Genomic DNA, 20,202 nt, shown 5'->3' with positions numbered 1-20,202 from the left:
ATTCGTGCTATACATGCAACGCGATGCACCATATGCAAAACCTACCGTTGGCGCAAGGACGATTCTCAAGGGGCGTTTGTGGGGAGAATGTTAGGTTGCAAGATGCCGATAGCAACACGTCCAGCATCCTTGGTCTTGGGTCCAGGCTCTGGCAATCACCAGCCCTATTGCTGTGTCTGGCCTCGTTCTTTTGGGCCCTGAATCCGATCGTCGGGCGGGCGGCCAAGGACTTGCTCTCACCTGTGACTCTGGCGTTCTGGCGGTGGGTGGTGGCGCTGGTCTTCGTGCTCCCTTTCGCTTGGCGGCACCTCCGCGACGACCTGCCCGCCATTGTTGGCGGCTGGCGGTTCCTTGGGCTCCTCGGGGCTGTAGGGGTGGGGCTGTTTTCTTTTCTCGTCTATCAAAGCCTGCAGTTCACCACCGCGACCAACAATCTTCTGTTGCAATCGACCATGCCGGTGATGACCCTGCTCATGCCAGTTGTGCTGTTTCGGGAGAGGGTGCGCCCGATCCTCCTCGTTTGCGCACTCCTTTCGATCACCGGAATCGCGTGGATCATGACCAAGGGGCATCCCGACTATCTGCGCTGGGATGCGCTGAACCGAGGCGATCTGCTCGCCATCATTGCGGTTTTTCTCTATTCCGCCTATGCCACCTTCCTGCGCCGCGCACCGGCGATGCACCACCTCAGTTTGCTGGCTGTCCTGTTCGGGGTCGGGATCGCGGCTTTGAGTGTGCCCTATGCCTGGCACCTCTGGTGGGCTGGCCTGACCGTGGCTTCACCTGCTGCGCTCGCATCGCTGCTCTATATCGGGATATTTCCTTCGCTGCTGTCCTACGCGCTGTTCAATCGCGCGGTCGCCTTGGTCGGCTCGGGCCGCGCGGGGGTCTACATGAACCTGCCATCGGTGCTCGGGGTCCTGATGGCCGTACCTCTGCTTGGAGAACGGTTCGCAAAATACCACCTAATCGGTTCGCTGTTGGTGGTTGCATCAATCCTCTTATCGCGTCGGGTCAAGACATAAGGTCAATGAGGCCCTGGCTGCTGCGGCGTATAGCAGAGCAGTCGCGGAATTTATGGTTCGCTCAAAGTCCTTGGCGAGGCGTCGGTTTCGATTGCTCCATGCGAAGTTCCGCTCGACGACCCATCGCCTTGGATGGACGACGAAGCCGGTCTGATCGGCGAATTTCCGGACGATTTCGACGGTCATGGCGGTAGCGTTGCGGACGCGATCGCTGTTGTAGGCGCTGTCGGCGAAGATATGTTCAACGCAAGGGTGGCGCTGGCGCGATTGCTTGAGCAGCGGCACAGCGCCATCGCGATCCTGCACCTCAGCGCTATGGACCAGCAAGGCGAGTGTCCGGCCAGGGCTTGCGGCCAGACAGCGCGCCCATTCGCCTCGTCCAGCGCGTGGCTGGAATTAGGCCGAGATTTGATGAACCGGACGATCTCCTTGGGACTAAAACTGAAGGCGTTGGCACGTCGCTTCCAAGCCGCGCCTTCATGGCGGCGTCGGCGGCGTTGAAGTCATTACAGAGAAGTACACGCGCGAACCGCGCGATGAGCGGACGCGTCGCGGAGCAGGCGCGTCTATTACCCTGGCGTATCCGGCGAGCTGATCGAGGAGCTTCACCACGCCCGCGGCTCCCGTCTCAGCGGGATCGCTCGACGCTTCGCCGGTGACGACTACTGCTACCGAGCGGGCTGCCGGTTTGGCGGACACCGAGATAGGTTCAACCAGGCTACGCCAGCTTCCCGTTCGAAATCTATGGGGCTGAGATAGCCAAGGGTCGAGTGCCGCCGGGTCCCCGCCTTGCGCCTGCTCAGGCGATTGGCGACGGGGCCATGAAGACCGCGCGCGATCGGGGCGAGAGCGCGCGAATGGTAGGAACGATTGGGGAGGCGTCGCGCCAGCTCGTCGCAGATCTGATCAAGACGGGGGATCGATGGACAATGAAATCGGCTGCGTGCCTCCGGCGCCGGAGGCACGCGATAAGAACCGCCGCCGCTAATTGCATCGAGAGGACCGCAATTGGCTATGCTGATATCAAAGCATATTTCAGAGCCCGATCCGAAAGTTGTTGAGCAATACCAGCATGTTGTGATTCACGCCTCTTTGCGACAAGAAGGAGTGGATGGTGGCATGGACTGGTATTGCCCGGCGTGAGCATAGTCGGGAAGGTTTGCGATATCCATCGGATATGACGGACACGGAGTGGGTGCTGGCAGCACCTTTCGTTCCACCGGCGAGGCGAGGTGGCCGACGCCGGACTACCGACATGCGCGAGGTTCTGAACGCGATGCTGTACATCGCGGCAAGCGGGTGGGCGTGGCGGCTTCTGCCGAAGTGCTTTCCTCCGGTATCGACGGTGCGGCGCTATTTCTATGCCTGGCGCGATGCCGGTCTGTTCGACGCGATCAACACGGTGCTGGTCATGAACCTGCGGGAAATCGAAGGGCGTGAAGCTTCGCCCAGCGCCGGAGTGATCGACAGCCAATCGGTCAAGACCACCGAAAGTGGCGGAATCTCGGGCTATGACGCGGGCAAAAAGGTGAAAGGCCGGAAGCGACATATCCTGACGGACACCTGCGGCTTCCTCATCTTCATCCTCGTACATGCCGCCGATATTCAGGACCGAGATGGGGCCGTCGATGTGCTGGCAGCCATTCGCAAACGGTTTCCCTGGCTGCGACACATCTTTGCCGATGGCGGTTACGCAGGCGATAAGCTACGATCCGCCTTGGTTGGCATGGGCAAATGGACGATCGAAATCATCAAGCGATCGGACAAGGCGAAAGGCTTTCAGGTGCTGCCCCGCAGATGGGTGGTCGAACGGACTTTTGCCTGGCTCGGGCGCTGTCGTCGGCTCGCAAAAGACTGGGAGCGATCCATAGCCTCGTCCACCGCTTGGGCCCTCGTCGCCTCAATCCGCATGCTCACGCGCAGAACCGCAAGGCTTTGTCAGAATTGAGAAACTTCCGAATCCGGCTCTTAATCCCGACGCTCACCGTGGTACCGCTGCCTTGGATGTCAAATCCTCACAGTGCAAGGTTCGCGCGGCAATTAGTCTGTCGCGAGTTCGATTGTCGCTGTCTACCCGCCCCATACCAGCAGGTAAACGCCTTGACCTGACGCACTCAACTGGCCCGGTCGGACATCAGTGATATGCGCGCGAACAACTAAATTACCTACCCGCTTATTATCGACCGCACGAGCGATCTTTGAGAGAAGCTTGTCATGGTCGAGGATAGTCAGCGATAACGGGTATGGCGAAAAGAATGCGACCATGTCCGAGCTGGGTGCGCGTCATGTCGCTGAGCTGCTGGCGCTGCGGATCAGGCGGCCGATCGCCGACAAAGGTCTGCCCCCCGCCGTCACGCGCCGGGCCGATTTACCCAGATTAGACCCAAAAAGGGAACCGTTCCGTTTCCTTATCGTTTGAGCCGTTGATCTTGGTCAATGTCTAACAAAACCAACGGATGATTTCGATGAAGATTGCGATATTTGCCGCGCTGCTTACCCTGGCGCCAGTTCCGGTGTTGGCTCAGGCTGTTTCGCCGGCGACTTCGGGAACGATGACCAGCGCCGACATCGGCGTCTCGCCGATCGCAAGCCAGAGTGGACCCAACTACGTGCTCGCCGCGGCCGACGCCAATCTTTACCAGATCAAGGCGTCGCAGCTCGCCGCGACGCGCGCGCAGCGTGATGACGTCAAGGCCTATGCGAAGCGCGTTCTGGCAGAGACGCAAAGTAGCCACAAAGCGCTGCTGGCGGCGTTGAAGAACGATCAGCGCACGATCAAGGCGCCGTCCTCGACCCTTTCCGCCGACCGCGCTGCCCTCCTCAAGCTGCTCCAGAAGGCGCCGAAGAGCGCTTTCGACAACCTCTATCTCACCCAGTCGGCGCAGGTTCAGCAGGATACCTGGGCGGTGCATAAGGGTTACGCACAGGACGGAACCGACCCGGCGCTGCAGCAGGTCGCCGGTACCGCGGTCCCGGTGCTGGAGAACGAGCTCGCCACCGGCAAGTCGCTGACCCCCACCGGGCTTGCAGGATAGGTGATACCCGCCGGGCCAGGTCGACGCAGCCCCCCAGACCTGGTCCGGCACCTGTTTACTGCCATTGATGCTGCGGTTGTAGCCGGCGGCATTGCTCGCCTGATCCGGCCAGCAGAGATGCTCCATCACTGTCAGCAGCCGTAACGGCCGATACGTTTGCTGCCCCAGTAAGCATTCGCCAGGTTGGGCCTGAGATCTTCGAAAAGCGCTTGCGCGAGAGCACGTCCCTCTTCGGTGAGCGAGGAGAGCTTCTGCCGACGATTGCGCTCCCCGACACGCCCGCAAGGTCACCATCGCTGATGGTGTGGCTGCGCGGCGACATTTACGATGGCCGGTTCAGCGGCAACTATGATGGCCGGTAGGATCGGTTGTCTGGCCTGATCGCAGGGAGGGGCGGAGCCCCGACCGGAGAGCAGGCCAGACAACCGATGGCGATCTTTTCTCCCCTGGGCGGGAGTGCGGATCGGGCTGCGGCGAGCGGTGGTATCGGAACACTCATCGAACATTGAAGCGATGGGTTGCGATGCCGGGCCACCACCTTTCCGATCAGCAGGTATTTCTTTTCATGGTTGAACGTCGCCATCACACCCAGTCCGTTGCGGCCGCCAAGGCCGGTATTAGCGAGCGTAGCGCACGCCGGATCGAGAACGATCCGCGCTTGCCTTCCCAGAAGAAGCAGGGACGCCATTGGCGCACCCGCGCCGATCCTCTTGAGCCTTTCTGGCCCCGTATCGAGGAGTTGCTCAAGATCGACGGCATTCTCGCCGTCACCATCTTCGAGACGCTACAGGACGAGTTTGGCGAAGAGGCCGTTCCCGACAGGATCAGGCGCACGCTCGAACGTCGGATTGCCCGCTGGCGGGCGCTGCATGGCGAGGAGAAGGAGATATTCTTCCCGCAGCGCCACGAGAGCGGGCGGCAGGGCCTATCGGATTTCACGGTCTGCGACGACCTGAAGGTCACCATCACCGGCGAGCCTTTCGCCCACCGGCTCTATCATTTCCGCCTGGCCTGCAGTGGCTGGGAGCATGCCGCTGTCGTACTGGGGGGCGAGAGCTTTGCCGCCCTGTCCGAGCATCTGCAGGATGCGCTGTGGAAGCTGGGCGGCGTCCCGGTCGAGCACCGCAGCGATTCCCTGTCCGCTGCCTACAAGAACCTCGACGCCGATGCGCAGCGGGATTTCACCCGCAGCTACGACGACCTTTGCCGTCATTACGGCATGATCGCGACCCGCAACAACCGCGGCGAGGCCCACGAGAACGGCTCGATCGAAGGCCCTCATGGCCATCTCAAGCGACGCCTCGACCAAGCCCTGCGTCGCCGGGGCAGCCGGGACTTCGACAGCCTCGGCGCCTGGCGCGATTTTGTAGAAGCCGAAGTCGCCAAGCAGAACCGCCGCAAGGCCAGGCTCGTCGACGAGGAACGCCGCCTGCTGGGACGCCTGCCAGCACACCGCACCACAGACTTTGCCATGATCGCGGTTGATGTCAGCCGTAACGGCACCGTTCCTATCGACAGGGTCATCTATTCGGTCCCCTCCCGCCTGGTCGGTCGTCGGCTGCACGCCCATCTCTTCGATGACCGCATCGATCTATTCCTCGGCCCCGACAAGGTGATGACCACCCCACGGGTCCGTATGCCGCATCCCCAAAGAGGCCACCAGATCGATTTTCGCCACATGATCGCCAACCTGAGGCGCAAGCCCGGGGCATTGCGGAACCTGGTATACCGCGACGCCCTGTTCCCCGCCCACGCCTACAGGCGGGCATGGCAAGCCTTCGACGACCAGCTTGATGCCCACCAAGCCTGCCGTGACACCGTCGCCCTGCTCGATATCGCGGCAAGAGGAGATTGTGTCGACGCGCTGGCTCTGCGCATCGACGCGGCACTCGATGCTGGTCGTCTCCCCGATGTCACCGCGCTCAGGCAGGAGTTTCTTCCGACCCTTCGAGCCAGGCACGAGGTGACGATCCCACCACCGGATCCGCGCGGATATAACAGCCTGCTTACCAGCATGGAGTTGCGCTGATGACCCGGACCAAGGATCAAGCCGCAGCCGTGCTGCCCACCATGCTCAAGGCCCTGCGCCTGCCCAGCATCAACCGCAACTGGAAGCGGCTTACCGATACCGCCGATCGGGATGGATGGCCTGCTGTTCAACTGCTCGCCTCGCTTCTCGAGATCGAGATGGCCGAACGCACCACGCGGCGTATCCAGCGGCATCGGGACCAGTCCGGCCTGTCAGCAGGCAAGACCTTCGCCACCTTCGATTTCGACGCTGCCCCTGGTGTGCGCAAACCCCATCTGCTCTCGCTCGCAACAGGCGATGGTTGGATCGACAATGGGGGCAACCTGTTGTTCTTCGGACAGTCGGGCACCGGCAAGACGCACGCCATCTCGGCGATCAGCCATACGCTTATCGATACTGGGCGCCGGGTCCTGTTCTGCTCCACCACCGATATGGTCCAGAAACTTCAGGCTGCGCGCCGCGATCTCAGTCTGCCCTCCATGCTCGACAAACTCGACAAGTACGACCTCATCGTGCTCGACGATCTGTCCTATGTCCGCAAGGATCAGGTCGAGACCAGCGCCCTGTTCGAGCTCATCGCCCATCGCTACGAGCGCCATTCGATCGCGATCACCGCCAACCAGCCATTTTCCGCTTGGGACAACGTTTTTCCAGATCCCGCCATGAGTGTCGCCGCCATCGACCGCCTCGTTCACCACTCAACCATCATCGAGATGAACGGCGAGAGCTACCGAAAACGCTCCGCCATCAGTCGCATCGAACCAGCCAATAATCACCCAACCGGCCCGGCATCGGACCGGCCATCGTAATTGTCGCCAACCTCGCGTCCAGGGAGCATTCCGCATAAGGCATTGCGACACCAGGTAATTGTCGCCACCGTCAATTACTCCCGCAATGCCACAGCTGCCTTCACCACCGGCGCCAGCGACAATTACCAACATCCGGTTGCCCAAGGCCCGTTGCCACTACAAGGCTCGCGTGATACCCAAATCCCACCACTCGGTGCGGCCGCTTACCGGCCATCATAATTGACGCCAACCGGCCTCCGTAAATGTCGCCCTACAGTGTGGCGGATCAGCAGGCCGCGGGTCCAAAGACCCGATTTGGTCTCATCATATTCGTCGGCGTCGAGATCGGCGAGTTCGCAATAGGCCCAGTCATGAAGCCGTGCGCCTTTGGTGCCTTCGCCCGCGGAGAGGCGCTGCCATGCATCGGGAGCAGGAGTATGGGCGATCTCCTTGTGAGCGTGGCGAGAAGACCGCGGCTCAGGCGGCGTTGGCGATCTGCTGCTGATCTGGCCGCCAGTTACATGGGATGAGTTCATCCCAGCGGGCAGCGGGCCAGTTGCCTGCGATCCTGGCGATGACATCCGCGATATAGGCTTGCGGATCGAGGCCATTGAGCTTGGCGGTCTCGATGACGGAGTAGATGGCGGCAGCGCGATCACCGCCTGCCTTTGAACCGGCGAATAACCAGTTTTTACGGTTATGGAAATGTATGCATAACCGTAAGAATGCCCTTTTCGCCGGCTCCGATGAGGGCGGCGACAACTGGGCGGTGATCGCTACGCTCATCGAATGCTGTAAGCTCAACGCCATCAATCCGCCTGGGGTTACGCCAGTCGATAGCCTCCAACATGCAGGCCATCTGCGAAGGGGAGATGGCAATCACCCCGTCCACGGCCGAAGGCCAGATGTACTTCCCGCGCTCGAGACGCTTGGCATAAAGCGACATGCCGACACCATCATGCCAGATGATCTTGCAGAGGTCGCCGCGGCGTCCCCTGAAAATGTAGAGATCCCCGGCGAAGGGATCACATCCGAAGCTCTGCTGCACCTGCAGGGCCAGGCTGCGCATGCCGCGACGCTTATGTGCTGCAGCACATAAGCGGCGTTATGCGGCGCGTGGGATTATGTGGAGTCCTGGGCGGCCAGGCTAATTTTACTTAATAAATACATGCTGATGAGAGATCTGTGCGGGCAGGAACTCAGCATAATCTAGACTTCCCAAGCGCCGATCCGGCGCACGGGAGAGAAGTCATGAACATCAATGAGAGACCGACCACGGCACCAAGGATCATGGATGCCGGTGAGTTGACGCCGTGGGTCGCTGCGTTCGCTGACGAGCTCGGTTCGCTGAGGCACACGCCGCTGACCATCCGATGTTACATCGATTGCGCTCGTCATTTTGCCGCTTGGCTTGCAATCGAGAACGTCGAGCTCAGTGAAGTGGGAGACGACGCTCTTGGCCGGTTCGCCAAGCACCGTTGTCGTTGCGGGGGTTATCGACGCGCCGTGCCGCACTCGACCAGCTATCTGAGCCGCGTTCATCGTTTTGTCGTGTTTCTCGCCGGACGCGGTGTCGTCGCGCCGCTGGCTGAAGCGATTGCCAGCCCCGTCGATCCCTTGGTTCGTGATTTCCAGGAGTGGCTCATGCGCCATCGAGGCATTCGCGACCGAACGGCCGTGCGGCACGGAAGGATGATAATGCGACTGCTCCCTTCGCTGGGATCAGACCCACATGCATACAACCCAGCGGATATCAGAATGGTTATTCTAAATGAGGCCCAGCGCTGCTCTGTAGCGTACACCAAGACGATGATCACCGCTCTGCGCGGATACTTGCGTTTTCTGGCCGCCGCTGACCTGTGTCGTCCTGGCCTTGAACACGCAGTACCGCGCATTCCACAATGGCGACTCTCATCATTGCCACGCTATCTGTCGCCTGATCAGGTCGACCGGATCGTCGCTTCCTGTGACCTGCGAACCAGACGGGGCATTCGCGATCGTGCGATTCTGCTCCTCCTGGCGCGCCTCGGACTGCGCGCGGGCGACATTTGGGAGATGCGCCTTGGGGACATCGATTGGGATTCTGGAACCTTGCGGGTGAAGGGCAAGGGGCGCTGCGAGACTCTTCTTCCCTTGCCTCAGGATGCTGGCGATGCCGTGTTTGATTATCTCGATGGCGCTCGCCCTGAAGTCGATGACGACCGCATTTTCCTGAGGGCGGTCGCGCCGTTTCGACCTTTCTACGCTTCTCCGTCGATTTCTCACATCGTGGCCCTTGCTGTGAAGCGAGCCGGTATTGACGATCCGCCATCGCGTGGTGCGAACCTGCTGCGCCATTCGGCAGCGACGCACATGCTCCGCAGCGGTGCGACGCTCCAGTCGGTTGGCGCCGTCCTGCGCCACAAGTCTCTGGAGACCACGAACCTATACGCCAAGGTCGATCTCAACATGCTGGAGCGGATCGCACAGCCTTGGCCGGGGGAAGTAGCATGTTAAGTGTCGATCTCGCGCGCTATGTCGCGCTTCATGAGGCGCTGGGATTCAGATTCCGGACGCAGCGGAGTCTGCTGCGCATGTTCGTCGCCTACGCGGAACGCCACGGCGATGCCCTGATCAAAAGCGATCGGGCGATCGCCTGGGCGGTCGAGGCACCTTCCCCCGAACAGCGACGCAACCGCCTCCTTACGGTTCGCCGGTTCGCGATCGCAATGCACGCCGAAGACCCCGACCACGAGGTGCCCGCGGCCGACGCGCTGGGTCGTGGGCTTTTTCGGCGAACGCAGCCCTACATCTATTCTGCCGGAGAGATCGAGAGGCTGATGGCCGCCGCCGCTTCGCTCGGTCCGAGCGGCACGCTTCGCCCGCTCACCTACTTCACATTGTTTGGCTTGCTCGCCGCGACCGGTATGCGGATATCCGAAGCCCTGGCTTTACGACTAGGCGATGTCACCGAAGACGGGCTGATCGTCGCTAACACCAAGTTCAAGAAAAGCCGGCTTATTCCGATCCACAGCACGACCCGAGCTGCCATCGATCGCTACCTCTCAGTCCGTTTGACGATCGCTGGGGGCACCCCAGCTCTGTTTGTCTCCAACACTGGAACTCCGCCTCGCTATGACACGGTCAGCGCGTTGTTCCGGCAACTTTCGCGCAATATTGGATTGAGGGGCGCCCCAGGTCAGCCGGGGCCGCGCATCCATGATCTGAGGCACAGCTTCGCCGTGAGATCGCTGGAACAATGCCCATGCAATGGCGACGCCGTATCGCACCATGTCCTCGCCCTCAGCACATATCTCGGCCACGCTCACGTCAGCGACACCTATTGGTATCTTCAGGCCACCCCAGGCCTGATGGCGCAGATTGCCGATGTTGGTGAGACCTTCGGCCGGACAGGTGCAGCATGACCGCGCTCGCACCCCCTCTGTCCCGGTTCCTCGGGGAGCACCTTCCTCGCGATCAGCGTGCCAGCCCGCACACCTGTGACGCCTACGCCTATAGCTTTCAATTGCTCGTCACCTTTGCGGCGCGGCAGCTGCAGAAGGCGCCGTCGCAATTGGAAGTCGAAGATATTGGTGTGCCGATGATCCTTTCCTTTCTCGAACATATCGAACAGGATCGAGGTAACAAGGCGCGATCTCGCAATGCGCGATTGGCGGCGATCAAGTCTTTCTTCCGTTTCCTTGAATATCGTGTGCCAGCGTGTCTCGACCAGTCACTTCGCATCCGCGCGATTCCAATTAAGAAGACCGACGAAGCTCTCGTCACTTCGCTTACGCGAGCTGAGATTCAGGCGCTCATCAATGCACCCGATCACAGAACCATTTCCGGCGCTCGAGACCGTGCGATGCTCCATCTCGCCTTCTCTGCAGGCCTGCGCGTCTCTGAGCTGGTGGGACTACGTCTCGATCAACTCGATCTCCAAAGTCCGGCTACCATCCACGTCATGGGCAAAGGGCGGCGGGAGCGCGTGCTTCCATTGTGGAAGGAAGGCGTAATCTCGCTCAAGGCTTGGCTCGCCGTCCGTCAACAACGTCAAGATGGGGCGTTATTTCTGAACGCCGCCGGCCTCGCCATGACCAGATCTGGATTCGAATATATCCTCGGGAAGCATGTGGCCACAGCCGCTCAATCTTTTCCGTCTATCGCAGCAAAGCGCGTGACGCCCCATGTCCTGAGGCACAGCTGTGCTCAGCACATGCTGCAAGCCACGCGCGATGTTCGAAAGGTGGCGTTGTGGCTGGGCCATGCCAGTCTGCAAAGCACCGAGGTCTACTTGCGTGCCGATCCAACCGAAAAGCTCGAAGCCTTGGCAGCCGCGGGCGGGCCCACCCTCCAGCCAGGGAGGTTCACGCCGCCGGACAAACTCATCGCCATGCTGAAGGAGGCCCACCATCCAAATTATGCTGAGTGATATCCTCCCGGTTCGTGGGCGGCCCGTGCCTGGCCGCCCAGGACTCCACATAATCCCACGCGCCGCATAACGCCGCATGTCCGTGTGCCCCGTTGCAATCCATATCCGAACGCCGGAGGGGACTGGGATCACGGCTTGACCGACCGCAGTACTGCCGACACCAGCCCCGGCGAGGCGCCAGCAGTTATCCGCACGATCGCCCGCTCGAACTCCACAGTGATCGCCGATCCGGTCACTGGCATCGGATCGGGCTGCACCTGCACTTCTGCAAAGCCTTGGGCTGCCTGCCCCATCTGCCGCCGCCATCTGTAGATCTGGTTCGGCCGCAGATCGGCACGGCGGGCAATCTCCGCCACGTTAGCACCGGGCGCCGAAACCGCCGCGACGAGTGTGCGCTTCTGCTGGTCGGTCCATACACGTCGCCGCTCCGGCCCCGAAATTACCGTGATCTGACTCATCGCACCGTCCTTAGTATCGGTGCAAACACCGGCGCTTGCACCGGTACCATCTCGAAATATCAGCCGATCACCGCAAGGCGGCCCTCACCGGAGCGATACGACCGGGCGATCATCGACATCGGGATTGACCGCCGCCATGTGCATGGTCGAACCGATATCAATGGCTGCCGCGCCAGGCGACAGCATGGGTAGAGCGTCAATGCCGCCCGATTTTGATTTGTTCACTCCATTCCTCCATCACAACTGGAGGGTATGGGCGATGCAAACCGTCATCTTCCTAACCGGGGTCGCCGAGGACGGCGCCACCACTCTCAAGTACGCAAATGCCCACGGGCCACGTTTTTTAACGGGGTATCACACCACCAATAAGCTAACGGCCGCGACCCTCCGCCTGCCATCATACCACGGCCCGTTTCTACCGCGAACAGGCGGGCCAAACCCGCGATCGTTTTTTAGTATATCGCGCTCCTCGGTCACCCGGGCCAACTCGCGCTTCAACTGACGGATCTCGGCATCCTTGCCGGCATCGCCAGACACCACCTTCGCCAGTTGCCGCTTCCATGCGTACAGCGAATGCTGGCTGACGCCGAGCCGCTCGGAAACCTCCGCTACCGGATACCCGCGCTCGGTGATCTGGGCCACCGCATCACGCTTGAACTCATCGCTGAAATTGGGCTTCCCCATCGTCGTCTCCTGTCCTCAAAATTAGGATAGAAGGCGTCCAGAAATCTAGGGGCTACTCACCGTGTATTGACGAGCGACACCGCAGGAGGACTTGCCCTGCTTGAGAAAGCCGGTCTCATTGATGACCAGGACCGCGTCAGCTGTGGCAAGGTTTTCCACGACATAGTCACGCACGATGTCACGCAGCGCATCCGCGTCCCAGCGTCCGCGACCCAGAATGGCCCGCTGTCGCCAGGGCTCAGGATCTCCGGCCGCCTCTGCACGCATCCATCCTGTTTTGCGCCGTTTCTCACCCAACAAACCATCCAGGAAAAGATTGGCCGATGCCGCAACGCGTTCCTGGGTGAATAGCACGCGCATGCGAGCCTTCACGTCCCGCAGCGACGATGCCCAAAGCTCCAGTGTCGTTTCAATCGATGCGCCCGTCATCCACGGCCTCCCTACCATGGAGACCTATTGATTCAGAATTTCAATCAATATGCAACTGTAATGCTAGTTGTCTGGTTGCGACACATCATTGGCGTAATATAGTACGTCGTCGACTTTAGTCATAAGATCGTCCGGTGCCGTCGGCTTGTAAAGAGGATTGGCGAGCGCGGGCATAAGGCCGATCCGCTCCTCTACCTTCTGGCATGGCGAACTGCCGTGGAGCACGCGCTGTCGTCGCCGATTGTAGGCACGGTTGAAGCCGGTCAGCAGGATTTCGAGATCAGCATGGCCGGCGACGTTGATGCCCATCACTTCGCTGGCGATGCGGCCGTTGAAGCGTTCGACCATGCCATTGGTTTGCGGCGTATAGGGTCGCGTCGTGCGGTGAACGACCTTGATCTTCGCGCAGGCGCGTTCGAAATCGTCGGCGGTAAAACAGGATCCCCGGTCTGTCAGCACATGGGTGATGCGGAAGGGGAAAGCCCTTCTGGCGGCCTTGAGGAAGGCGACGGCGTTGGCAGCATTTTCAGCATCGTAGACGGCCAGATGGACGAAGCGTGAGCAGCGATCGATGGCGACATAAAGGAAACGCTTGCGAGTTTCGCCGTCCGCGGTGCGCAGCTTGGGCAGATGTTTGACGTCGATATGGACAAAGCCCAGGTCATAGTCCTGGAAGCGCCCCTGTCCTTTACGCGGCTGCGCCGTGGGCTTGGGCGGTCGTCGATTGAGCCCTTCGGCCTTGAGTACCCTGTAGATGCTGTCGCGATTGAGGTGTGGCAGGAAGTGCCGGAGCACGAAGGTCAGGTCATCCAGGGCAAAGCCTGTCGCCCTGCGTACAGCACAGATGATCGCGCGTTCTTCCTCATTCATACGCCAAGCCAGACGATGGGGCCGACTTGGGCGATCCAGGATCGCCTGCTCTCCTCGCTTGCGCCATTTGCGGACCGTCTCATCGCTGATGCCATAGCGTTTCGCCACGACACTGGCAGGCTCGGTCGAACGGGCAATTTCCGCCCTTACAGCAGGCGTGGTTCGAGCCTGGGGATGTATCTGCACCATCACGAAACCTCATCAGCAAGGACGGCAAAGCGCCACGCGTGATCCGCGATGGCATTCTTTACCATATCCCAATGATGTGTCGCAACCAGACAGCTAGTCCTCCCCTGATTGCGTCATCACGCAGATACCCAACAGGAGGAGGAAGAAGCGCGCCGTCACTCGGTCAGCGCCCCTCCCCGGCATGGTTGCACAACGGTCACCGCTGGCTCCATCCAAGTCCCAACGCCTTTTGCAGGGCGACAAATGCACGATCAAGTTCGCCAGTCGCCTCCAGCACCGACTGATCGGCAGCCAGCGCCGCCCGTTCGGCATCGATTGACGTGGTCATCGGTATCGCTCCCTGCGCGTATCGCTGCCCGGCATAGGTCGCTGACTGCCTGGCGCCGTTCCGGCTTGCGATACTCGAAAACAGATTACGGCGCTGATTACCGAAGCGGGTCAGGCTGGTTTCCGCATCCGACAGCGCGCCGAGGACTGCCTTGCGATATTGCGCTTCCGCCTCGTCGCGGTCGGCCCGGGCCTGCTCGACCCGAGCACGATTACGGCCGAAGTCGAGGAAGCTCCAGCTGATCCGCGGCAGAAGAAGGCCCGCGATGCTGTCAGGATCGATCACATCGGCAATATTGGGGCCACCGAGGCCGATGATACCCATGATGCTGACGGATGGGAACTGCCGGGCGACGTTGACTCCGATCTTTGCGTTCGATGCCGCCAGCTGCCGCTCGGCTGCGCGAATGTCCGGCCGGCGTCGCAGCATGGCGGCCGGATCGCCAATCGCGACAGTCCCGGGGATCATCGGGATCGGCGCGGGGGTAGACAGCGCGGCGTCGTGTGCACCGGGTTCGTCGCCGGTGAGCAGGGCAAGCTGGTCGAGCGTGGTTGCGATCTGCCCTTCAAGCGGCAACAGCCCGGCCTCCGTGCGGGTCAGCTCAGTCTGGAGCCGAACCACCTCGTCGCGCGACGATGCACCGCGTTGCTCACGCTGTTGAAGCAGGGCGAGTGATCGCTGCTGAAGCTCCGCGGAGCGACGGGCCAGGATCAGGCGCTGCTGAAGTTCCCGCAGGGTCACATAATTCTGGGCGACCTCCGCCGAGAGACGAACCTGCGCATCGGCCCTGCTGGCTTCGGCTGCCTGAGCCTGGGCTTCGGCACCTTCGGCGGCACGGCGTCGCCCGCCGACCAGATCGATCTCCCAAGACGCGTCCAGGCCGGCGTTGTAGAATTCGGCCCTGATACGATCGGATTGCTCGCCTTGCGTCGGCAGCGCGAGCGAGCCGGCGGGAAGATCGGCAACGATCGCAGTCCCCGACGCCGAGACGGTGGGAAGCTGGTTTGTGCGCTGTTCGCGCAAGCTGGCGCGCGCCTTGCGGATGCGCGCCTCGGCGATCACCACGTCCGGATTAGAGGCAAGCGCGCGGTCGATCAGCATCGTGAGTTGCGCGTCGCCCATGCCTTCCCACCAGCGTGCGACAAGGGGCTGCGGTACCGTGACTGCCTGATCCGCGCGGCGAAATGTCGATCCGGCGCGCTCGCCGCTCGCGACGCTCGGCGGGCCTCCATAGTCGGGTCCGACGACGCATCCGGTCAAAAGGGCGGGGAGAATGGTCCAGCCAAGTCGCTTCATCAGTGCATCGCCATCTGCGTGTCGGAGGAGATCGGGCGGAGGAACAGCGCCAGCGGCGTGGTGATCGCGATCGCGACGCCGAGCGCGAAGAACAGGTCGTTATAGGCCATGACGGTAGACTGTTTGAGGAGTTGACCTGCGAGCTGCCGATAGGCGCCGGCTTCGCCGGACGGCATGGCCATAACCCTCGTGAACCATTCCTGTGTGGTCGCCGCGTTGGCCGACACCGTTTCGCTCAAGCGATTGAAATGGAGGAAGGTCTGACGGTCCTGAAGGGTGGCCATCATGGCAAGGCCGATCGATCCGCCGAGGTTGCGCCCGGCATTGAACAGTGCGGAAGCATCGCTGGCATCCTCGGGCGCCACGGCGCTGATCGCGGCTTGGTTTAGGAACATCATAGCGAAAATCTGACCGGCGCCGCGAATAATCTGCGAAGCCGTCAGATCGCCACCCGCTGACTGCGCCGTTAGGTGCCAGTCCATGGCGCAACTGATACCTATCAGCGTCATGCCGAAGATCACTGCCACACGGACATCCAGATATTTGAATGCGAGAGGAAGAAACGGCATTAGCATGATCGCGGGAATACCTGAGACGAAGACGACCTGTCCCGATTGTAGAGCACTGTAATTTGCCATTACTGAGAGAAACTGCGGGATTAAAAAGGTGACGCCGTAAAGGACAACGCCGATGACAAGGCTTAGAATGAAAACACTTCCAAATGACCGGCTGAAAATCAGCGTTAATTTGAGAACGGGTTGCGAAGACCGGACTTGCCCGATGGCGATGAGTGTGAAGCCCAGCAACGTCGCTAGAGCGAGCTTCACGATCATGGCGGACTCGAACCACATCTCGCTCTGCCCTTCCTCAAGCATCACGGTGAGCGCACCTAGGCCAATTGCGAGCCCTGCGATTCCGAGCCAGTCAGCATGGCGCAACTGGTCGAGCCGAAGATGCTCATGCTTTAGCCCTAGCAGAAGGAGGAGGACGAGCCCGACGCAGACCGGCACGTTGAGGAAAAAAGCATAGTGCCAGCTGTAGTTATCGGTCAGCCACCCACCGATGATCGGTCCAAGCACCGGGCCAAGGATGGCCGTGCCGCCGAAGGCAGCGGTGCCGATCGGCTGCTGTGATGGCGGTAGCCGGGTTGCGATGATGGTCATTGCGGTCGGAATCAAGGCACCGCCGGTAAAGCCTTGGCCAACGCGCCCGGCGATCATCATCGGCAGTGTCGTTGAAATACCGCACACTATCGAGAAGCCGGTGAAGCTGACCGCTGCACCCAGAAGGAAGTTGCGCAGGCCAAACAGGCGCACGAGGAAGGGGCTGAGCGGGATCATGACGATTTCCGCCACGAGATAGGAGGTCGCGACCCAGGTGCCCTCAGTTCCGCTCGCGCCGATCTCGCCCTGGATGGTGGGCAAGGCCGCATTGACGATCGAGATATCGAGCAGCGCCATGAATGACCCGATTGTTCCCGCCGCGACGGCGAGCCAGTCGCGCAGGCCTGCGCGTTCGGCGGCCATCAGCGCGCGCCCTGCATCTCACCGCGCTTCAGCCGCTCGGTTTCCTGCTCGATCCGTTCCCGGCTTCCCTTTGCGCCGATCGTGTCGACCGTGACCTCGACTGACAGGCCGGGCCGCAGCACCCGGCGCGCTTCCGGACCCGCCTCAATGCTGATGCGCACGGGCACCCGCTGGACGATCTTCGTGAAGTTCCCGGTCGCGTTCTCGGGCGGGATGAGCGAGAACTGCGCGCCTGTCCCTGGAGAGAAGCTGGCGACCCGGCCTCGCAGTTCGGCGCCGTCCAGTGCATCAACCTTGATGGTCACTGGCTGCCCGACGCGCATCAGAGCGACCTGCGTCTCCTTGAAATTCGCCTCGATGTAGAGCTGATAGACCGGCACCACCGACATCAGCCGGGTCGCCGGCTGGACATATTGCCCGGCCCGCACCGCCTTGTCGGCGACAACGCCGTCGATGCTGCTGCGGATCTCGACGGCACCGAGATCCGTCGAGGCGCGCGCAAGCTGCGCCTGCGCGGTGCCGCGCTGCGCCTCCGCCTGGCCGATGCGAGCCGCTTGTGTCGCGATACTGCGACGGGCGGCGAGGTAGGCGGCGCGCTGCGCGCGCAGATCGGCGGCGGTTCGATCACGCTGAAGGACAAGGTTTGCCAGACGCTCACGCGATTCCGCCCCTGTCCGAGCGAGGGGCTCGTAGCGTCTTACCTCGTTCTCTGCCGCTGCCGCGGCAGCCTCGGCGCTCGCAACCTGGGCGGCGGCCTGAGCGACAGTGGCCCGTTGCTCGTCAAGCGTCCGGCGTGCGGTCGTGATGTTGGCGCCGGCTGCGGCGATCTGAGCTTGCGCCTGATCGACATTGGCGCGGTAGTCACGAGGATCGAGGATGGCAAGCAGCTGGCCGCGGCGGACATGCTGGTTGTCGGCGACGAGGACACGCTCGACGTAGCCGCCGACCTTCGGTGAAACGGTCACAAAGTCCGCGCGCACATAGGCGTTGTTGGTCGATTGGAGGTACTGGCCGCTTGCGCGGTAATTCATATACCAGACGATGGCCGCGATGATGCCGGCGGCAAGCGCGGCGATGAGGACGTAGCGGACTATCGGGTAGCGCTCGAGAAGCGAGGGCTTCTTCTCAGCCTGGGTCTCCGATTGCGCATCCTGCTTAGGGTCACTGCCGTTTTCTTCAGCCCGCTCGTCAGCCACTCTACAACCCTATGATATGTAAACCGCGCCGTATCATAGTGGGCTTCGGATATTATTCCACCTGTTCTGATTGATTTTCGTATGGAGCTTAACTCCGGCAGCCCGACAGAGCGGCGAGTGTTGGGTTCGCGTTGTTCCACCCCCCAATCTTTAATGATCGAGGAAGTCACATGAACCCCACCTTTAAATGCTGAGCTTGTTAGCGTGAGCTCATCAGAGACGACAGCCTCGGGATATGGCGGCTCCCCGTAAAAAGCCCCGCCGCGCAAACCCCGCATCGATTGCGGTATTGAGGCGACGTAGTGCTGGGGCTGCGCCTGTTATTTCCCTCACCAAGCCACGAAAAGGTATGATCGAGTTGACAATCGTCTTTCCACCAGCTTCCGCCACTTTACCAAGACGATTTTCGTTACGGTCCGCTCCTACATCGTAAGCGTGGGCTGGAGCTTCCAATTACCCACATCTCGCCGCACGACTGATTCCGCTCGACTCATGGCTATTGCCTGAAGGGAGCGGCCCATGATTCATCCCCAAGCACCATTTCGCTGGAGCGGGGGTGCAAGGTGGGAAATTCTGTTTTCGATGCGGCCGGATGGGCTGATGGAGAAGTTGATCCCGGCGCCTTTCGTGATAAGCGGCTGGGCGAACGGCTTCGCACGATGCTTGAGCAGATGGCAGGTGCGATCGGCGCGCCGATTCCGATGGCTTGTCAGGACTGGGCCAATACCAAGGCGGCGTACCGCTTTTTGTCGAACGGCGCGGTCAACGAGGGTGAGATTCTCGCCGGGCATTTTCAGGCAACTCAGGCGCGTGTGGCTGCCCTTGACGGGTTCATCCTCGTTTTGCAGGACACCACCGAATTTTCCTATCAACGGCGCAATCCCGAGCGGATTGGTGCCATCGGTCTTTCACCGAGCCGGCGCGATGAATGGTCGGCTTCGGCTTCATATGGTCTGCGGCCTGCTCATGCACTCCAGCCTGGCGGTCACAACCGAGGGATTGCCACTGGGCCTGACAGCGGCGAAATTCTGGACCCGTACCAAGTTCAAGGGCACCAACGCGTTGAAGCGGCGGATCAACCCCACTCGGGTGCCGATCGAGGAGAAGGAGAGCTACCGCTGGCTCGAAAATATGCGCCAGTCGACGGCGCTGCTGGGCGACCCGGGGCGACTGGTTCACATTGGCGACCGGGAGAACGACATTTACGAGTTTTTCTGCGAAACACAGGCGCTCGGCACGCATTTCCTGGTGCGCACCTGTGTCGACCGTCTGGCCGGTGACGGTGGCCATACAATAGCCGATGAAATGAGCGAAACCACCGTGAAGGGCGTGCATCGGGTCAGCGTTGGCAAGGATGATCATGCCGACATTGAGCTACGCTATCGGCGCATCCAGGTTTTGCCGCCGATTGGAAAGCAAAAGCGCTATCCCTCCCTCAGCCTGACCATCTTGCACGCCCGTGAGTGTGGAACACCGGAGGGTCGACCCCCGATCGACTGGCGGCTCATCACCGATCTACCGGTAACAACGCCGGACGAAGCCATCGAAAAGCTCGACTGGTACGCCCAGCGTTGGAAGATTGAACTTTTCCACAAGATACTCAAATCCGGCTGCCGAGCCGAGGATGCACGGTTGCGGACCGCCGAACGCCTCGCCAACCTGATCGCCATATTCTGCATTCTGTCCTGGCGTCTGTTCTGGATGACCATGATCAACCGCACCGCTCCTGATGCATCGCCTCGGCTGGTCCTGACCGATGGTGAAATCACGCTGATCGACCGTCTTGCGGCGTACCGGAAGAACGGATCCGCAAGCAGAACCCTCGCCGATTATCTGACCCAAATCGCTCGACTCGGAGGCTATCTTGCGCGAGCCCATGATCCACCTCCCGGCAACATTGTCATCTGGAGTGTAAGCGCCGACAGAAGGTGGCGTTGA

The 20,202-nt window shown here is 61.1% G+C and carries 16 protein-coding genes and 8 pseudogenes; 11 read left to right on the top strand and 13 right to left on the bottom strand.

The window, feature by feature from the left end; genetic code table 11:
* Positions 1-95 precede the first annotated feature (95 nt).
* Complete coding sequence (locus VVT58_RS21735; RefSeq protein ID WP_024018977.1) at positions 96-1,025, top strand: DMT family transporter; 930 nt, start codon at positions 96-98, stop codon at positions 1,023-1,025.
* Here the strand turns inward: VVT58_RS21735 and VVT58_RS21730 are convergent.
* A pseudogene (locus VVT58_RS21730) lies at positions 1,002-1,367 on the bottom strand (transposase); the annotation flags it as partial. The gene VVT58_RS21735 and the pseudogene VVT58_RS21730 overlap by 24 nt on opposite strands.
* Before the next feature lie 769 nt (positions 1,368-2,136).
* On the opposite strand from VVT58_RS21730, the gene VVT58_RS21725 reads away from it, so the two are divergent.
* The 5 genes from VVT58_RS21725 to istB all read left to right on the top strand — a co-directional run bounded on the left by VVT58_RS21725 (position 2,137) and on the right by istB (position 6,898).
* A complete protein-coding gene (locus tag VVT58_RS21725; protein ID WP_024018979.1) occupies positions 2,137-2,973 on the top strand; it encodes an IS5 family transposase in 837 nt (278 codons plus the stop codon).
* 508 nt (positions 2,974-3,481) lie between these two features.
* Positions 3,482-4,060, top strand: coding sequence for a DUF4142 domain-containing protein (locus VVT58_RS21720; protein WP_024018980.1), 579 nt, complete (start codon positions 3,482-3,484; stop codon positions 4,058-4,060).
* 209 nt (positions 4,061-4,269) lie between these two features.
* A complete protein-coding gene (locus tag VVT58_RS21715; RefSeq protein ID WP_161942147.1) occupies positions 4,270-4,422 on the top strand; it encodes a hypothetical protein in 153 nt (50 codons plus the stop codon).
* 203 nt (positions 4,423-4,625) lie between these two features.
* On the top strand, positions 4,626-6,089 hold the full coding sequence (gene istA / locus VVT58_RS21710; RefSeq protein ID WP_162833671.1) for an IS21 family transposase: 1,464 nt from the start codon (positions 4,626-4,628) through the stop codon (positions 6,087-6,089).
* On the top strand, positions 6,089-6,898 hold the full coding sequence (gene istB, locus VVT58_RS21705) for an IS21-like element helper ATPase IstB (RefSeq protein ID WP_024018982.1): 810 nt from the start codon (positions 6,089-6,091) through the stop codon (positions 6,896-6,898). Before istA ends, istB begins: the two co-directional genes overlap by 1 nt.
* A 251-nt stretch (positions 6,899-7,149) precedes the next feature.
* Here the strand turns inward: istB and VVT58_RS21700 are convergent.
* The 3 pseudogenes from VVT58_RS21700 to tnpB form a co-directional block, all read right to left on the bottom strand.
* A pseudogene (locus VVT58_RS21700) lies at positions 7,150-7,323 on the bottom strand (IS701 family transposase); the annotation flags it as partial.
* Positions 7,324-7,354: 31 nt separating this feature from the next.
* Positions 7,355-7,573: pseudogene (locus VVT58_RS21695) on the bottom strand (transposase domain-containing protein); the annotation flags it as partial.
* A gap of 181 nt (positions 7,574-7,754) precedes the next feature.
* Positions 7,755-7,946 (bottom strand): annotated as a pseudogene (gene tnpB / locus VVT58_RS21690) (IS66 family insertion sequence element accessory protein TnpB); the annotation flags it as partial.
* 182 nt (positions 7,947-8,128) lie between these two features.
* On the opposite strand from tnpB, the gene VVT58_RS21685 reads away from it, so the two are divergent.
* The 3 genes from VVT58_RS21685 to VVT58_RS21675 are packed head-to-tail and all read left to right on the top strand — an operon-like array spanning position 8,129 to position 11,288.
* Positions 8,129-9,373, top strand: coding sequence for a tyrosine-type recombinase/integrase (locus VVT58_RS21685; protein WP_327754307.1), 1,245 nt, complete (start codon positions 8,129-8,131; stop codon positions 9,371-9,373).
* Complete coding sequence (locus tag VVT58_RS21680) at positions 9,367-10,281, top strand: tyrosine-type recombinase/integrase (RefSeq protein ID WP_061940011.1); 915 nt, start codon at positions 9,367-9,369, stop codon at positions 10,279-10,281. Before VVT58_RS21685 ends, VVT58_RS21680 begins: the two co-directional genes overlap by 7 nt.
* Entirely contained in the window at positions 10,278-11,288 is a 1,011-nt protein-coding gene (locus tag VVT58_RS21675; RefSeq protein ID WP_061940012.1) for a tyrosine-type recombinase/integrase, read from the top strand. The genes VVT58_RS21680 and VVT58_RS21675 overlap by 4 nt, the downstream gene beginning before the upstream one ends.
* A gap of 128 nt (positions 11,289-11,416) precedes the next feature.
* Here VVT58_RS21675 and VVT58_RS21670 read toward each other — a convergent pair whose 3' ends face one another.
* From VVT58_RS21670 to VVT58_RS21630, 9 genes and pseudogenes are all read right to left on the bottom strand, one after another.
* Positions 11,417-11,746: a transposase gene (locus VVT58_RS21670; RefSeq protein WP_046766339.1), complete on the bottom strand. Its 330-nt coding sequence runs from the start codon at positions 11,744-11,746 to the stop codon at positions 11,417-11,419.
* A gap of 84 nt (positions 11,747-11,830) precedes the next feature.
* Positions 11,831-11,971 (bottom strand): hypothetical protein, encoded by a 141-nt coding sequence (locus tag VVT58_RS21665; RefSeq protein ID WP_157035906.1) that lies wholly within the window; start codon positions 11,969-11,971, stop codon positions 11,831-11,833.
* A 225-nt stretch (positions 11,972-12,196) separates the two neighbouring features.
* Positions 12,197-12,430: pseudogene (locus VVT58_RS21660) on the bottom strand (transposase); the annotation flags it as partial.
* Between the two features lie 51 nt (positions 12,431-12,481).
* A pseudogene (locus tag VVT58_RS21655) lies at positions 12,482-12,859 on the bottom strand (transposase); the annotation flags it as partial.
* Between the two features lie 63 nt (positions 12,860-12,922).
* Positions 12,923-13,918: an IS481 family transposase gene (locus tag VVT58_RS21650; protein ID WP_037520950.1), complete on the bottom strand. Its 996-nt coding sequence runs from the start codon at positions 13,916-13,918 to the stop codon at positions 12,923-12,925.
* 196 nt (positions 13,919-14,114) lie between these two features.
* The gene (locus tag VVT58_RS21645; RefSeq protein WP_046766331.1) at positions 14,115-15,542 is read right to left on the bottom strand and encodes an efflux transporter outer membrane subunit; all 1,428 of its coding nucleotides are present in this window, start codon (positions 15,540-15,542) and stop codon (positions 14,115-14,117) included.
* The gene (locus VVT58_RS21640; RefSeq protein ID WP_046766330.1) at positions 15,542-17,068 is read right to left on the bottom strand and encodes a DHA2 family efflux MFS transporter permease subunit; all 1,527 of its coding nucleotides are present in this window, start codon (positions 17,066-17,068) and stop codon (positions 15,542-15,544) included. Before VVT58_RS21640 ends, VVT58_RS21645 begins: the two co-directional genes overlap by 1 nt.
* Positions 17,068-18,264: an HlyD family secretion protein gene (locus tag VVT58_RS21635; RefSeq protein ID WP_061938787.1), complete on the bottom strand. Its 1,197-nt coding sequence runs from the start codon at positions 18,262-18,264 to the stop codon at positions 17,068-17,070. The genes VVT58_RS21640 and VVT58_RS21635 overlap by 1 nt, the downstream gene beginning before the upstream one ends.
* 213 nt (positions 18,265-18,477) lie before the next feature.
* Positions 18,478-18,696: pseudogene (locus VVT58_RS21630) on the bottom strand (hypothetical protein); the annotation flags it as partial.
* A 131-nt stretch (positions 18,697-18,827) separates the two neighbouring features.
* Here VVT58_RS21630 and VVT58_RS21625 point away from each other — a divergent pair.
* Together VVT58_RS21625 and VVT58_RS21620 are read left to right on the top strand one after the other, a co-directional pair.
* Positions 18,828-18,968, top strand: a pseudogene (locus tag VVT58_RS21625) (transposase DNA-binding-containing protein); the annotation flags it as partial.
* 220 nt (positions 18,969-19,188) lie between these two features.
* Positions 19,189-20,202, top strand: a complete 1,014-nt coding sequence (locus tag VVT58_RS21620; RefSeq protein WP_052757582.1) for an IS4 family transposase — start codon at positions 19,189-19,191, stop codon at positions 20,200-20,202.

Source organism: Sphingobium sp. SJ10-10, from assembly GCF_036038995.2.
Taxonomy (GTDB): Bacteria; Pseudomonadota; Alphaproteobacteria; order Sphingomonadales; family Sphingomonadaceae; genus Sphingobium.
This window is presented reverse-complemented; position numbering and strand designations above follow the sequence as displayed.